The sequence below is a fragment of the Pantoea rwandensis genome (assembly GCF_002095475.1).
Lineage (GTDB): Bacteria > Pseudomonadota > Gammaproteobacteria > Enterobacterales > Enterobacteriaceae > Pantoea > Pantoea rwandensis.
This window is the reverse complement of record NZ_MLFR01000027.1, coordinates 1-14,389: the sequence shown is the minus strand read 5'-3', so window position 1 is coordinate 14,389 and position 14,389 is coordinate 1. Positions and strand designations below refer to the sequence as shown.

The 14,389-nt window shown below is 52.9% G+C and carries 13 protein-coding genes; 10 read left to right on the top strand and 3 right to left on the bottom strand.

All coding sequences use genetic code 11. The features are described from left to right. Window position 1 precedes the first annotated feature (1 nt). Window positions 2-1,333, top strand: a complete 1,332-nt coding sequence (gene glrR / locus HA51_RS20700; RefSeq protein WP_084936451.1) for a two-component system response regulator GlrR — start codon at window positions 2-4, stop codon at window positions 1,331-1,333. Window positions 1,334-1,531: 198 nt separating this feature from the next. After that, window positions 1,532-1,870 (top strand): nitrogen regulatory protein P-II, encoded by a 339-nt coding sequence (gene glnB, locus HA51_RS20695; protein WP_039329891.1) that lies wholly within the window; start codon window positions 1,532-1,534, stop codon window positions 1,868-1,870. Between the two features lie 47 nt (window positions 1,871-1,917). On the opposite strand, the gene hmpA is transcribed toward glnB, so the two are convergent. Continuing rightward, on the bottom strand, window positions 1,918-3,102 hold the full coding sequence (gene hmpA / locus HA51_RS20690) for an NO-inducible flavohemoprotein (RefSeq protein WP_084936450.1): 1,185 nt from the start codon (window positions 3,100-3,102) through the stop codon (window positions 1,918-1,920). Window positions 3,103-3,441: 339 nt separating this feature from the next. Between hmpA and glyA the strand changes: the two genes are divergently transcribed. Both glyA and HA51_RS20680 read left to right on the top strand, forming a co-directional pair. Continuing rightward, the gene (glyA, locus tag HA51_RS20685; RefSeq protein WP_084936449.1) at window positions 3,442-4,695 is read left to right on the top strand and encodes a serine hydroxymethyltransferase; all 1,254 of its coding nucleotides are present in this window, start codon (window positions 3,442-3,444) and stop codon (window positions 4,693-4,695) included. Between the two features lie 331 nt (window positions 4,696-5,026). Further along, window positions 5,027-6,166, top strand: coding sequence for a 3-phenylpropionate MFS transporter (locus tag HA51_RS20680; RefSeq protein WP_084936448.1), 1,140 nt, complete (start codon window positions 5,027-5,029; stop codon window positions 6,164-6,166). On the opposite strand, the gene csiE is transcribed toward HA51_RS20680, so the two are convergent. Continuing rightward, complete coding sequence (csiE, locus tag HA51_RS20675) at window positions 6,163-7,434, bottom strand: stationary phase inducible protein CsiE (protein WP_084936447.1); 1,272 nt, start codon at window positions 7,432-7,434, stop codon at window positions 6,163-6,165. The two genes, HA51_RS20680 and csiE, sit on opposite strands and share 4 nt — an antisense overlap. A gap of 156 nt (window positions 7,435-7,590) precedes the next feature. On the opposite strand from csiE, the gene HA51_RS20670 reads away from it, so the two are divergent. Both HA51_RS20670 and HA51_RS20665 read left to right on the top strand, forming a co-directional pair. Beyond that, a complete protein-coding gene (locus tag HA51_RS20670) occupies window positions 7,591-8,217 on the top strand; it encodes a DUF1007 family protein (protein ID WP_084936446.1) in 627 nt (208 codons plus the stop codon). Beyond that, the gene (locus HA51_RS20665; protein WP_084936445.1) at window positions 8,208-9,191 is read left to right on the top strand and encodes a nickel/cobalt transporter; all 984 of its coding nucleotides are present in this window, start codon (window positions 8,208-8,210) and stop codon (window positions 9,189-9,191) included. The genes HA51_RS20670 and HA51_RS20665 overlap by 10 nt, the downstream gene beginning before the upstream one ends. Window positions 9,192-9,232: 41 nt before the next feature. Here HA51_RS20665 and suhB read toward each other — a convergent pair whose 3' ends face one another. Then, window positions 9,233-10,036 (bottom strand): inositol-1-monophosphatase, encoded by an 804-nt coding sequence (gene suhB / locus HA51_RS20660; RefSeq protein ID WP_084936444.1) that lies wholly within the window; start codon window positions 10,034-10,036, stop codon window positions 9,233-9,235. Window positions 10,037-10,157: 121 nt separating this feature from the next. On the opposite strand from suhB, the gene trmJ reads away from it, so the two are divergent. From trmJ to pepB, 4 genes are all read left to right on the top strand, one after another. Continuing rightward, window positions 10,158-10,901 (top strand): tRNA (cytosine(32)/uridine(32)-2'-O)-methyltransferase TrmJ, encoded by a 744-nt coding sequence (gene trmJ / locus HA51_RS20655; protein ID WP_084936512.1) that lies wholly within the window; start codon window positions 10,158-10,160, stop codon window positions 10,899-10,901. 135 nt (window positions 10,902-11,036) lie between these two features. Next, a complete protein-coding gene (gene iscR / locus HA51_RS20650; protein WP_084936443.1) occupies window positions 11,037-11,534 on the top strand; it encodes a Fe-S cluster assembly transcriptional regulator IscR in 498 nt (165 codons plus the stop codon). A 177-nt stretch (window positions 11,535-11,711) separates the two neighbouring features. Beyond that, window positions 11,712-12,881, top strand: coding sequence for an IscS subfamily cysteine desulfurase (locus HA51_RS20645; RefSeq protein ID WP_084936442.1), 1,170 nt, complete (start codon window positions 11,712-11,714; stop codon window positions 12,879-12,881). 62 nt (window positions 12,882-12,943) lie between these two features. Next, window positions 12,944-14,230: an aminopeptidase PepB gene (gene pepB / locus HA51_RS20640; protein WP_084936441.1), complete on the top strand. Its 1,287-nt coding sequence runs from the start codon at window positions 12,944-12,946 to the stop codon at window positions 14,228-14,230. The last annotated feature ends 159 nt before the right edge of the window (window positions 14,231-14,389 follow it).

The following is a 14,389-nucleotide window of genomic DNA, read 5'->3' as shown; positions in this document are numbered from 1 at the left end:
CATGAAACAATCCGCACGTTTACTGTTGGTCGATGACGACCCAAGTTTGCTTAAGCTGCTCGGTATGCGCCTGAGCAGTGAGGGTTACCAGGTGGCGACCGCCGAAAGTGGTCCAGAAGCGCTGCGCCATTTGCAAAAAGAGAAAGCGGATTTAGTCATCAGCGATCTACGCATGGATGAAATGGATGGTCTGGCGTTGTTTGGTGAAATTCAGAAACGCCATGCTGGTTTGCCGGTGATCATCCTGACTGCACATGGCTCCATTCCTGAAGCCGTATCGGCAACGCAGCAGGGCGTGTTCAGCTTCCTGACGAAACCGGTGGATCGTGACGCGCTATATAAAGCGATAGATGAAGCTTTGGCCCAGCGAGCCCCTATTAGCGATGATGCCTGGCGCGAGGCGGTTGTGACGCGCAATCCACTGATGTTGCGCTTGCTTGAGCAAGCCCACATGGTGGCACAATCCGATGTCAGCGTGCTGATCAACGGCCAAAGCGGTACAGGCAAAGAAGTGCTGGCCCAAGCGATTCATGCCGCCAGCCCGCGCGCAAAGAAAGCGTTTATCGCTATCAACTGTGGTGCATTGCCCGAGCAGTTGTTGGAATCGGAGCTGTTTGGCCATGCCAAAGGGGCTTTCACTGGAGCGGTCAGTGCACGTGAAGGGCTGTTCCAGGCGGCAGAGGGAGGCACACTGTTCCTCGATGAGATTGGCGATATGCCGCAGGCGTTGCAGGTAAAGCTATTGCGTGTCTTGCAGGAGCGTAAAGTTCGTCCGCTGGGCAGCAACCGTGACGTTGATATCAACGTGCGTATCATCTCGGCCACCCATCGTGATCTGCCAAAAGCGATGGAGAAGAAGAGTTTTCGCGAAGATCTCTACTACCGACTTAACGTGGTAACTCTGAAGATCCCCGCCTTACACGAGCGCGCTGAAGATATTCCGTTGTTGGCGAATCATCTGTTACGGCAGTCTGCTGAGCGGCATAAACCTTTTGTTCGCAGCTTCTCAGTGGATGCCATGAAACGTTTAGTGGGGGCAAGCTGGCCGGGCAATGTGCGCCAACTGGTCAATGTGATTGAGCAATGTGTCGCGCTCAGTACTTCTCCGGTCATCAGCGAAGCGCTGGTTGAACAAGCGCTGGCGGGAGAAAATACCGCATTGCCGACGTTCGTGGAGGCACGTAATCAGTTTGAACTGAATTATTTGCGTAAGTTACTGCAGATGACCAAAGGAAATGTTACGAACGCCGCGCGTCTGGCTGGACGTAACCGTACTGAATTCTATAAGCTGCTGTCACGCCATGAGCTAGACGCCAGCGAATTTAAAGAGTAGTTTGCTGCGGCATATTTATTCATCAACTGACTACCCTAAATCATTCGAGTTGCAACAAGGCAGCAAACGAGAACCCCGAGAAGCTTAGAGAAGTGACTCGGGTGAAAGAGAGCAGCCAATGCACCTGCAACTTGAAGTAGGACGGGTATATACTCACTGTATCCGTCCATCATGGAGGGAGTGAAAAAAGGATCTGTCATGAAAAAGATCGATGCAATTATTAAACCATTCAAACTCGATGATGTTCGCGAAGCGTTAGCGGAAGTCGGCATCACCGGGATGACAGTCAGTGAAGTGAAGGGCTTTGGTCGTCAGAAAGGCCACACTGAGCTGTACCGCGGCGCGGAGTACATGGTCGATTTTCTGCCAAAAGTGAAAATCGAAATGGTCGTCGGTGATGATATCGTCGACACCTGCGTTGAAGCGATTATGAAAACTGCACAGACCGGTAAGATCGGCGACGGCAAAATCTTCGTCTTTGATGTGGCGCGCGTTGTCCGCATTCGTACCGGTGAAGAGGACGAAGAGGCTATCTAAGCCCCTCCATCACCCGCTAAAAGCCTGCACTGCGCAGGCTTTTTTGTTTACAGCACTTTATGTGGACCAAACACCTCATAGTGAATGCGATCGGCAGTGATACCCGCATCAATCAACTGGCGCGCGATAAACTGCATAAATGCGAGTGGACCACATAGCCAGAATTGACGTTCGGGCTGATTTAATTCGCTCGAGACTCGAGCCAGGTCCATCAACCCCTGCGCATCGTAACGGTCATTATCCGTGCTTTCCGGCTGGCGATACCAAATGTGGCTGCTGAAATGCGACAGGCGTGAACCCAAATCCTTCACCTCGTTAGCAAAAGCATGCTGCGAACCATTTTCAGCGGCATGCAGCCAATTAACTGCGCCAGCATGTTGCTGTTCGGCAAGGTTGGCTAGCATCGCCAACATAGGTGTTTGACCGACACCAGCGGAAATCAGGGTGACGGGGGTAGCGGGTTCGGTTTGTAGATAGAAATCACCGGCAGGTGCCGCACACTGGATGATATCACCCACTTTCGCGTTGGCGTGCAGCCAGCCAGAGACGCTGCCGTGTTCTTCGCGCTTCACCGCAATGCGGTAGGACTGACCATTCGGCAAATGCGTCAGGGAATATTGGCGATGTTGGATATTTTCGTTTCCTGCTGGACGCAGGCTGACGGCCAGATATTGCCCTGGTAAGAAATCGGCCACCGGTTGACCGTCGTTGGGTACCAGTTCGAAGCTTTTGATCACCGCGCTTTCCGCGTGGATGGCGCGGATACGGAAATCACGCGGCCCACGCCAGCCACCCGCTTTCTCTTCAGAGGCTTGATAAATCGCCTCTTCACGTTGAATAAACACATTAGCCAGCACCCCGTAGGCTTTACCCCAAGCTTCAAGGACCTCATCACCGGGGTTAAGCAGCTCTTTGATGGTCGCCAGCAGCGTTTCCCCCACGACCGCATACTGTGCGGGTTGAATATTCAGACTGGTGTGCTTCTGCGCAATTTTCTCTACCGCAGGCAGCAACACCGCCAGATTTTCCAGGTTACTGCCGTAGGCCACAATGGCATTAAACAGGGCTTCACGCTGATTGCCACTACGCTGATTGTTCATGTTAAACACGTCTTTAAGCTCAGGATGCTGAGTCAATAAACGCTGATAAAAGTGGCCAGTAAGTTCAGGCCCAACCTGAGCAATGGCAGGCAATGAAGATTTTACGGTAGCGATTGTTTGCGCATCGAGCATGGTGAATTCCTCACAGTGATTTTAAACATGTATTTTAAATGCATCTTATGATCGTTCACCTTGCCTGTAAATCCCCCGTTTTGTTTGCGGGTAAAGCGATAAAGCTGGAATCTGGCCCACAAACCTGAAAAGTTTTCTCCTTCAGATTGAAGGAATATCCTGTTTTACAAGCTTGCAAAAAAGCGTAAAAAACCCGTTCCAGCGCCATGCCAATCGTTTGCGTAAAAAGAGCGGATTGACGCTACCGTCACCTGACAAAACCGTTTACACTGTTGGCCTTCGCCCCCTAGCCGGGGCCTAAACTGCCGTTAAAAAAGTTAGCTAGTCAGGAGATGCCGGATGTTAAAGCGTGATATGAACATTGCCGATTATGATGCCGAGTTGTGGCAGGCTATGGAGCAAGAGAAGGTGCGTCAGGAAGAGCACATCGAACTGATTGCTTCTGAAAACTACACCAGCCCACGCGTTATGCAGGCGCAAGGTTCACAGCTCACCAACAAATACGCGGAAGGGTATCCGGGCAAACGCTACTACGGCGGATGTGAATATGTTGATATCGTTGAGCAGTTGGCTATCGACCGCGCTAAAGCGTTGTTCGGCGCAGACTTTGCTAACGTGCAGCCGCACTCTGGTTCTCAGGCTAACTTCGCGGTTTATACTGCGCTGCTGCAGCCGGGTGACACCATTCTGGGTATGAACCTGGCGCACGGTGGTCACCTGACCCACGGTTCTCCGGTTAACCTGTCAGGCAAACTGTACAACGTTATCCCTTACGGCATCGATGAAACAGGCAAAATTAACTACGACGAACTGGCTGAGCTGGCGAAAACCCATAAGCCAAAAATGATCGTAGGCGGTTTCTCTGCGTATTCAGGCGTGTGTGACTGGGCAAAAATGCGTGAGATCGCTGACAGCGTTGGCGCGTACCTGTTCGTTGATATGGCACACGTTGCGGGTCTGATCGCTGCGGATGTTTATCCAAACCCAGTTCCTCATGCGCACATCGTGACATCAACCACCCACAAAACCCTGGCGGGTCCACGTGGCGGCTTGATTCTGGCGAAAAACGGCGACGAAGATCTGTACAAAAAACTGAACTCTGCGGTGTTCCCGGGTGGTCAGGGTGGTCCTTTGATGCACGTGATCGCCGGCAAAGCCGTCGCTTTCAAAGAAGCGATGGAGCCAGAGTTCAAAGCTTACCAGCAGCAAGTGGCTAAAAACGCAAAAGCGATGGTTGAAGTACTGTTGGAGCGTGGCTACAACATCGTTTCAGGCGGAACCTATAACCATCTGTTCCTGATCGATCTGGTGAGCAAAAACCTGACCGGTAAAGAAGCCGATGCCGCACTGGGTCGTGCCAATATCACCGTGAACAAAAACAGCGTACCGAACGATCCTAAGAGCCCATTCGTGACCTCTGGTGTGCGTATTGGTACCCCAGCAGTGACCCGTCGTGGCTTCAAAGAAGCAGAAGTCCGCGAACTGGCTGGCTGGATTGCTGACGTGTTGGATAACATCAACGACGAAGCAACCATTGAACGCACCAAGCAAAAAGTCCTCGATATCTGTGCGCGTCTGCCAGTTTATGCCTGATTTGGCATCACTCTGATGTGACAAAAAAAGGATGGCGATGGCCATCCTTTTTTATGCGCGTGACCGATCCTAATTTATGCGTGTGACCGATCCTAAATAGCGTCAACACAGTTTACTCGTACACAGGAATGTGTGCATAACCAGCAAGTTAAACGTACACATTGTGACTAGGCGCATCTTGTTATTGCGGCGTCTTTTAACCTCTTCCAATGCGAAGCTTGTCGCATAACAAAAGATATTCCCCGACCTTTCATTTCACTTTTGCTCAAGCCTCTGACAAAGTAGCGGCCCAATGGGCTGCGGGCGCAGCGACATGCCTGCGGGAGGCAACATGACCATCGGATCGGCCAGATGGCTGGGACTTAGCTACTTCACCTATTTCTTCTGTTACGGCATCTATTTACCTTTTTGGAGCGTTTGGCTGAAAGGTATTGGCTTAGATGCGGAAAAAATCGGCCTGCTGCTCGGATGCGGTATGGTGGCACGATTCGTTGGCAGCTTGCTGATTGCCTCACAGGTAAAAAATCCCTCACAGTTGATTCTGGCACTGCGTCTGCTGGCGTTGATGACGTGTTTCTTTGCCATAGGCTTCTGGTTTGGCGGTCAGTGGTTATGGCTCTTGTTGGTGATGGTGGGCTTTAATCTGTTCTTCTCGCCACTGGTCCCGTTAAGCGATGCGCTAGCCGCAACCTGGACACAGCAAATTGGACTGGCCTATGGTCCGGTGCGGTTATGGGGATCGCTGGCCTTTGTCATCAGCTCTGCGCTGACGGGGATGCTGGTCAGCGCATGGTCTTCGCAGGCGATTCTGACGTTATTGAGTGTCGGCGTGTTGATCATGCTAAGCGGCATGATGCTGACGCCAAAAACGCAGCCTCAGGGAGATGCACGGCAGGGGGCCAGTGAAGGTGGGTGGGCGGCCTGGCTCGATTTGCTACGTGAAAATGCCGTGTGGCGTTTCATGCTGTGTGTAACCTTGATGCAAGGTGCTCACGCAGCCTATTACAGCTTCAGTGCGATTTGGTGGCAGGAGGCGGGCTATTCCGCTTCGGTGATTGGTTATCTATGGTCGTTGGGGGTGGTGGCAGAAATTGTTATCTTTGCCCTCAGTAATCGTTTGTTCCGTCGCTGGAGTGCACGTGATTTGTTGCTGCTCTCCTGCGTCTGTGCCTTGGTGCGCTGGGTGATGTTGGGTTCCAGTACGGCCTTACCCTTATTGATTGCCGCACAGATTCTGCACTGTGGCAGCTTTACCGTGTGCCACCTGGCGGCCATGCGCTTTATCGCATCTCGTCAGGGAGCAGAAGTGATTCGTTTGCAGTCGCTCTATTCGGCATTGGCGATGGGCGGCGGGATTGCGGTAATGACAATGATCTCCGGTGTGCTGTTCACTCACTTGCAGGGACATCTTTTCTGGGTGATGGCGCTGGTGGCGCTTCCGGCATTGTTCCTGCGCCCGCGGGCTGCTTAAGCTTCTAACAGCTGGCGAATACGCTGCTGCTGATGATAACTGAGTGGTAGTTCAGCATGTATCAGCGGGGGTGAAAACAGCGGTAGTGACGTCGCGTAAGGAGTGATGACCAGCGCGACATCGCGCGGGGCACCTTCACGCTGGAAATGCAGCATGTCCTGATAGGTGATATTGATCGGCAGCAGCGTCATCTCGCGGATCTGCTGCTCCAGCAATTGTTCCAGCGCAGCATCTGCGCCCGTTAACAACAGCACCTGCTTTTCCTGCAATGCGCTCTCCTGCATCAACCATGCACCAAACAGCACAGCCACTAAACTTACTTCCTCGGCACTGAATTGTGTGCCGAAATCACTGCTGAAGTGATACAAAGCGCGTTCGGTGGTGCGTAGGAGACGTGGGTAAAGCCGCGCCACATCCAGCGCGACACTGTTATCAATGCCGATAGAAAAATGGCTGCGATCAAGCGCCTGCGCCAGATGCGTAAACAGCTGTAATTTCAGCTGATGTTGATTCTTAATGCGCGTTTGAGCCAGCTGCTCGAAGCGGGCAATCAGCGCTTCCACCGCCATCATTAACTTTTGAGCCTGCTCATCATCTTCGAGTTGATGTCCATCTGGGGCATGGATCAAGCTGAACAGCAGCGTCCAAAAGTCAGTTTCGCTGACATCTGGCACGATATGGCAGCGTTTCTGCCAGTGGTGAATCACATCATCCGCTGTACCGCGCTCGATTTTCACTGCCAACCATGCGCGCTGCGCGTCGTTAAAGAGGGCGCTTTGGCGTTGGCACAACGCATATTTCATAAAGATTTGCAGGAACAAGCGGTCACGCGGGCTGAAGTCACGTGCCAGCTTAAGGCTACAGTGCTGAATCAGTGCCTGCAGATTGGTCTCATCCCACAGGGCTTTTTCGATATTGAGAACTTTAAGCCGCTGACGCAGCACCGGGGCAAAATTTTCGCAGACGAAATCCTGCGACAAGCGCAGCGCGCGTCGCAGCCAGTGAAGTAAGCAGAGCCGCCTGTCCAGTTCCGTCCCGTGTATGCGAAAGCTGCCATCGACCATCTGGTGTAGTTCCAGTTGATGGAAGCGCTGTATCTCATCACCGACATCCGCGATATCCTGTCTGGCAACGGCAGGAACGACGCCATTTAACTGGCAGAGTTTTTCAAGCGTTAGCGCGGGAGCGGGTAGAAACAGCAGCAATAGCAGATGGCAACGACGCTGGGAGCGGCTGAAGAGTGGTGCAGATGAAGGTGCAGAACTCATCAATAGAATTACCCGCAGGTCATTTTTGAGCTAAGAATAGCTAACTCCGCGCGGTAACCCTTCACTTTGTCGTGACTTTTGCTCAGAGCTTTTAGGCGGGTCACAGTTTTTCTGGACCAGTATAATCTTCACTTGAGAATTGTTACTTTATAACACATGAAAATTGCGCTCATTACTTTTACGCTGTTGTTTAGCACGCTGGCTTGGTCCCATCCACACAGCTTTATTGATATGAAAACCGAATTTATCAGTGACAACCAACATCTGACGGGCATGAAGATGGTGTGGACCATGGATGAAATTACCTCGGCCGATCTGCTTTACGATGCGGGCAAGGCAAAACCGGGTGATGTGGTATGGAAAAAGCTGGCCGCTCAGGTGATGGCAAATGTGTTAGGGCAGCACTACTTCTCAGAAGTGTGGCAGGACAAAACGCGGGTGAAGTTTCTGAATTTACCCAAAGAGTACAACCTGTCGCGCAACGGCAATAAAGCGGTACTGGAATTTATTGTGCCCTTTGGTGAGCTGCAGTTGTTAAGCGCCAAACAGTATCGCATCCAGACTTTTGACCCGAGCTATTTTGTTGATATGTATTACGATAACCCACAGGCATTAACCATGGATGAGACCGTGAAAGCGCATTGCCAGATTGACTTACATACCCCGAAGCCAGATGACTCGCTCAAACAATACGCGCTGTCGCTGGATAAAGCCGATGCACCATCGGAAGATATGGATCTGGGTCAGCAGTTTGCACAGACGGTCACCCTCACATGTCATTAATTTCTTTGCCATCCCGTTCACGCCGCTTATGGCCACTGTGGTTATTGGCGCTAGTGATGTTGGCTGCGGGTATGACCTTGTGGCAACACTGGTCACAAATCTTGCTGCAGAGTGTGCTGTGGCAGAAAGTCCTAAACCGAGAGATGACACAGTTGCTGCAGCAGGTTGCAGAACAACCTTTGCAAGCGGGCGTAACATTGATGCTCTTCAGCCTCGCTTATGGCGTACTGCATGCACTGGGTCCGGGTCATGGCAAAGTGGTCATCAGTACTTTTCTGGCGACCCATCCGACTAAGCTGAAAACCAGTATGAAGTTGACGCTGCTGGCCGCACTGTTGCAAGGCGGCGTGGCGATTGGCTTAGTGACCGTGACGCTGGTGGTGTTGCAAACGTCATCCCGCCAGATGCACCTTGGAAGCTATTGGCTGGAGAAGGGCAGTTATTTACTGGTGATGGCGCTAGGTGTCTGGGTGGGCTGGCGCGCACTGCGTGCGCTCTATCAGGCGCTACGTCCCGTTGCACAGAAACTGCAGATTCATGCTATTCGCCCGCATCATCAGCACCATGCGGATTGCGGATGTGGTCATGCCCATCTGCCAAGTGCGGAACAAATGGAGCAAGCGGTGAGTGGCAAAACCCAGGCGTTGGTGGTGTTTTCCATGGGCATGCGTCCCTGCTCTGGCGCAATTATGATGTTGCTGTTTGCCAAAGTGATTGGTGTCTATGCGTGGGGCGTGGCATCGGCGATTGTCATGGCCGCGGGGACAGCCGTCACGGTGTCAGCGATGGGGTTGCTGGTACAACGATCGCGTCGATTGGCCGAAAGACTGGGGTCGGCTAACAGCGATACGCGCATGGCCAAGATTGTCATGCCTGCATTGGGATTACTCGGAGGGTGCGTGCTGGTTCTGGCAGGATGGTTACTATGGCAAAGCGCTCAACCCATGATGAGTAGCGGTTTACGTCCGTTTTAACGGCGAAAAAAAGGCGGATAGGATATCCGCCTTTTTTATGCTTAGCGCTTCAGCGCTTCGCTCAGTTCTTCACGCATGGTTGCCAGCATCGCTTTCACAACGCGTGGGTTACCAGCGACGAGGTTACCGGACAGTATGTAACCATGGTTGCCGGTGAAGTCAGTGACCAGACCGCCCGCTTCACGTACCAGCAGTTCGCCCGCAGCAAAATCCCATGGCTTCAGGCCGATCTCAAAGAAACCGTCCACGCGGCCAGCCGCCACGTACGCCAGATCCAGCGCAGCAGAGCCGGTGCGACGGAAATCTGCACACTGAGTGAACAGTTTGCCAACGATGTTGATGTAAGGGGTAGCGTGCTGTTTCAGCTTGAACGGGAAGCCGGTCGCCAGGATGGTGCCATCGAGGTCACGTGCGGTGCTGCCACGCAGACGGTAGCCATTCAGCTGTGCGCCCTGACCGCGTACAGCGGTGAACAGTTCGTTGCGCATTGGATCGTAAACCACCGCCACTTCGGTGCGGCCTTTGATGCGCACAGCGATAGAAACAGAGAAGTGGGGTAAACGTTTGATGAAGTTGGTGGTGCCATCCAGCGGATCGATTACCCATTGAATGTCCTGATCATCGCCCGCCAGTTCACCGCTTTCTTCGGTGATGATGGAGTGTTGCGGGTAGGATTTACGAATTACTTCGATAATCAGACGTTCTGCGTCACGGTCAACATTGGTAACGAAGTCGTTGCTGCCTTTCTGGCTGGCTTCGACTGCGTCCGGGGTTTCATAATTCTTGGCAATTAAATTTCCGGCCTTGCGCGCTGCGCGCACGGCGATGTTGAGCATCGGATGCATCGGTATCTCTCGCTGGATGTTAAAGAACGGGGAAAACGGCGCGGAGTATATCAGCGCGTTCAGCAAATGTCCTACTTTTATGTTAGGATGCGCGCCATCATTTTCTCACCTGCTCACTAATATGCTGCATAACATCCGAATCGTACTGGTAGAAACCTCGCACACTGGCAACATGGGTTCTGTGGCCCGTGCCATGAAAACCATGGGCTTAACCAACCTTTATCTGGTCAATCCGCTGGTGAAGCCTGATTCACAAGCTATCTCTCTTGCTGCGGGTGCCAGCGATGTGATTGGTGAGGCAAAAATTGTTGATACGCTGGATGAGGCTATCGCCGGTTGTAGTTTAGTGGTGGGCACCAGCGCACGTTCACGTTCACTCCCATGGCCAATGCTTGATTCTCGCGAGTGCGGTATCAAAAGCGTGGAAGAGGGCCAGCAGGCACCGGTTGCCTTAGTCTTTGGTCGTGAACGCGTTGGCCTGACCAATGAAGAGTTGCAGAAGTGCCACTATCACGTGGCGATTCAGGCTAACCCAGAATACAGCTCACTGAATCTGGCCATGGCGGTGCAGATCATCGCTTACGAAGTGCGTATGGCATGGCTGGAGGCGCAGGAAAAGGCCGACCCTCAGCCGCAAGAAGAAGAGTCCCCTTATCCTTTGGTGGACGATCTGGAGCGCTTCTATCAGCACATTGAAAAGATGATGTTGGACAGCGGCTTTATCCGTGAAGGTACGCCAAGCCAGGTGATGAGCAAACTGCGACGTCTCTATACCCGTGCGCGCCCTGAACGTGATGAATTGAACATTCTGCGTGGCATGCTGGCGTCGTTCCAAAAGCCTAAAGGTGATAAGGGTAATAGTTGAGTAAAATAGTTGGTTAAATAGTTGAGTAAATTACTTGGTTAAATAGTTGACCGTTTTACTCAGGAATGGCAGACTGGCGTCAATTCATCAGATAGCCCGCCGATACCCGGACGGACGCTTACGAGGTTGTATGCTATGAGACTGACATCCAAAGGACGTTATGCCGTAACCGCTATGCTGGACGTTGCACTGCACTCTAATGAGGGCCCAGTGCCGCTGGCTGATATTTCTGAGCGTCAGGGCATTTCGCTCTCCTATCTGGAGCAGTTATTCTCGCGTTTACGTAAGCACGGTTTAGTCGCCAGCGTCCGTGGTCCAGGCGGTGGTTATCTGTTAGGTAAAGCCTCTGATGCCATTGCGGTTGGTGCAGTGATTACCGCTGTTGACGAATCCGTTGATGCCACCAAGTGCCAGGGAAAAGAAGGCTGCCAAGGTGGCGAGCGCTGCCTGACTCACGTTCTGTGGCGTGACCTGAGCGAGCGTATCAGCGAATTCCTCAACAACATCACGTTGGCTGAGCTGGTAAACAACCAAGAGATTCTGGATGTGGCCGATCGCCAAAATATGGCTGATAACCGTCGCTTCCAGCAGCACCGTATGCAGGACACCATCAACGTCAATCTGCGTGCTTAATCCCGTCTGATCCCCAATCCGTCACGCTTCAAACTGTCCCCAGCCACTTACTCAGGTAAGCGCCTGGGGAATCAGCCACTTGCTGCCTTACTGCATCTTCGAGCATGACGGGTTTAAACTGTAGCGACCGAATCGTGCTATAAAGTCGTATGATTTTTTATACGGAGTTTTAGCGCAATGAAATTACCGATCTACCTGGATTATGCAGCGACGACGCCTGCCGATCCGCGTGTTGCCACCAAAATGATGCAGTTCCTTACTTTGGATGGCACCTTCGGTAACCCCGCTTCCCGTTCTCACCGTTTTGGCTGGCAGGCTGAAGAAGCCGTTGATGTGGCACGCAATCAAATTGCTGAGCTGGTCAACGCCGATCCGCGTGAAATTGTCTTTACCTCAGGCGCAACAGAAGCTGACAACCTCGCCATTAAAGGTGCGGCCCAGTTCCATCAAGCGCGTGGCAAACACGTCATTACCAGTCAAACCGAGCATAAAGCAGTGCTGGACAGTTGCCAGCAACTGGAGCGTGAAGGTTTCGACGTCACCTATCTGCAACCCGGCAGTGATGGCATTGTCACGCCCGCGATGCTGGAAGCTGCGCTGCGCGATGACACCGTGCTGGTTTCTCTGATGCATGTGAACAACGAAACCGGCGTGGTACAGGATATCGCAGCGTTCGGCGCATTGTGCCGCGCGCGTGACATTCTGTTCCACGTGGATGCCACTCAAAGTGTGGGTAAGTTGCCGATTGATGTCAGCCAACTGCCCGTGGATTTGATGTCGTTCTCGGCGCATAAGATTTACGGCCCAAAAGGTATTGGTGCGCTGTGGGTTCGTCGTAAACCTAAATTACAGATTGATGCTCAGATGCATGGTGGCGGCCATGAACGCGGTATGCGTTCCGGAACCTTGCCGGTGCACCAGATCGTCGGTATGGGCGAGGCGTATCGTATCGCTCGTGAAGAGATGAGCAGTGAAATGGCGCGTCTTGCGGCATTGCGCCAGCGTCTGTGGCAAGGTATCAGCCAACTGACTGATGTAAACATCAACGGTTCGCTGGAGCAGGGCGCACCGAACATTCTTAACCTCAGTTTTGCTCAGGTTGATGGTGAATCGCTGATTATGGCGCTGAAAGATTTGGCGCTGTCGTCCGGTTCTGCCTGCACCTCGGCCAGTCTTGAACCCTCTTATGTGCTGCGTGCCATGGGCGTAGAGCAGGAGCTGGCACACAGCTCTCTACGCTTCTCACTGGGACGTTTCACCACAGAAGAGGAAATTGATTACGCCATTGAGCTGGTCAACAAAGCGGTCAGTCGTTTGCGGGCACTTTCGCCCGCGACATCCCGCTAATTCATGCACCCCTTGCGCCGGTTCTGGCGCAAGGTGACACCTAATGCAAACGGAGCCACGCGATGACAACACAACCGATGACAATTACGCTCAGCTCCCAGGCCGCTGATGCGCGCTGGGGTGAAAAAGCACTGCTGAGCAGCACTGAAAATGGCATGACGATTCACCTGACTGGCGCAGATGCGCTGATGAGCATCCAGCGCGCGGGGCGCAAGCTGGACGGTCAGGGTATTCGCCATGTTGCACTGAGTGGCGATGACTGGGATCTGGAGAAGTGCTGGGCTTTCTGGCAAGGCTATCGCAGCCCAAAAGGCAAACGCCAGGTGGCGTGGCCAGCACTCAGCGAAAATGATCAGGTAGAATTTGATCGTCGCCTGAAGATCGTTGATTGGGTGCGCGACACCATCAACCTGCCAGCGGAAGATCTTAGCCCAGAACAGCTGGCGCACAGTGCGGTTGATCTGATCAATGACGTCGGCGGCGATGCCGTCAGCTATCGCATTACCAAAGGCGAAGATCTGCGCGAGCAAGGTTATGCCGGTATTCATACCGTAGGCCGTGGATCAACGCGCGCGCCGGTGCTGTTAGCACTCGACTTTAACCCAACAGGCGATGAAAACGCGCCGGTTTATGCCTGTCTGGTTGGCAAAGGTATCACCTTTGATACTGGCGGCTACAGCATGAAACAGAGCGCCTTTATGGACTCGATGAAATCCGATATGGGCGGAGCCGCAACTGTCACGGGTGCGCTGGCACTGGCGATTTCTCGCGGCCTGACCAAACGTGTAAAACTCTTCCTGTGTTGTGCTGACAACATGGTCAGCGGTAACGCGTTCCGTCTTGGCGATATTATTCGCTATCGTAATGGCAAAACCGTTGAAGTGATGAACACCGATGCCGAAGGGCGTCTGGTGCTGGCGGATGGTCTGATTGACGCCAGCGAGCAGAATCCAGAGTTGCTGATTGATGCGGCGACCTTGACCGGTGCGGCGAAAACCGCGTTGGGTAACGATTACCACGCGCTATTTACCTTTGATGATGTGTTGGCGGAATCGCTGTTAGGCAGTGCAACCGGTGAAAACGAAGCTTTCTGGCGTCTGCCTCTGGCGGAGTTCCATCGTGGCCATCTGCCCTCTAACTTTGCCGATCTGAACAACATCGCCAGCCCAGCCCATGCGGCGGGTGCCAGCAGTGCGGCTGCTTTCCTCTCGTATTTCGTGAGCAAGTATCAGCAGGGCTGGCTGCACATTGACTGCTCAGCGACCTATCGCAAAAGTGCGGTGGATCAGTGGTCTGCCGGTGCGACCGGTCTTGGCGTGCGTACCATCGCCAATCTGTTACTGAAATAAGGCCGGTGCGCATAAATGCGCACCCTACGTCAGATCGGCAATCCTTCGCACCCTACATCATTACTGTGTAGGGCCGCGATTTAGCCGCATCCTTCGTCAATATGGCGTAGGGCCGTGAATCATTCGCACCATTCATCAGTATTGTGTAGGGTCGCGATT

What these genes read in the sequence shown, in the direction of transcription:
- csiE (WP_084936447.1), bottom strand. Translation starts at nt 7,434, where the DNA reads ATGAGTTCTGCACCTTCATCTGCACCACTCTTCAGCCGCTCCCAGCGT.
- pepB (WP_084936441.1), top strand. Translation starts at nt 12,944, where the DNA reads ATGACAACACAACCGATGACAATTACGCTCAGCTCCCAGGCCGCTGAT.
- suhB (WP_084936444.1), bottom strand. Translation starts at nt 10,036, where the DNA reads ATGCATCCGATGCTCAACATCGCCGTGCGCGCAGCGCGCAAGGCCGGA.
- glyA (WP_084936449.1), top strand. Translation starts at nt 3,442, where the DNA reads ATGTTAAAGCGTGATATGAACATTGCCGATTATGATGCCGAGTTGTGG.
- iscR (WP_084936443.1), top strand. Translation starts at nt 11,037, where the DNA reads ATGAGACTGACATCCAAAGGACGTTATGCCGTAACCGCTATGCTGGAC.
- HA51_RS20680 (WP_084936448.1), top strand. Translation starts at nt 5,027, where the DNA reads ATGACCATCGGATCGGCCAGATGGCTGGGACTTAGCTACTTCACCTAT.
- glrR (WP_084936451.1), top strand. Translation starts at nt 2, where the DNA reads ATGAAACAATCCGCACGTTTACTGTTGGTCGATGACGACCCAAGTTTG.
- HA51_RS20670 (WP_084936446.1), top strand. Translation starts at nt 7,591, where the DNA reads ATGAAAATTGCGCTCATTACTTTTACGCTGTTGTTTAGCACGCTGGCT.
- hmpA (WP_084936450.1), bottom strand. Translation starts at nt 3,102, where the DNA reads ATGCTCGATGCGCAAACAATCGCTACCGTAAAATCTTCATTGCCTGCC.
- HA51_RS20645 (WP_084936442.1), top strand. Translation starts at nt 11,712, where the DNA reads ATGAAATTACCGATCTACCTGGATTATGCAGCGACGACGCCTGCCGAT.
- glnB (WP_039329891.1), top strand. Translation starts at nt 1,532, where the DNA reads ATGAAAAAGATCGATGCAATTATTAAACCATTCAAACTCGATGATGTT.
- HA51_RS20665 (WP_084936445.1), top strand. Translation starts at nt 8,208, where the DNA reads ATGTCATTAATTTCTTTGCCATCCCGTTCACGCCGCTTATGGCCACTG.
- trmJ (WP_084936512.1), top strand. Translation starts at nt 10,158, where the DNA reads ATGCTGCATAACATCCGAATCGTACTGGTAGAAACCTCGCACACTGGC.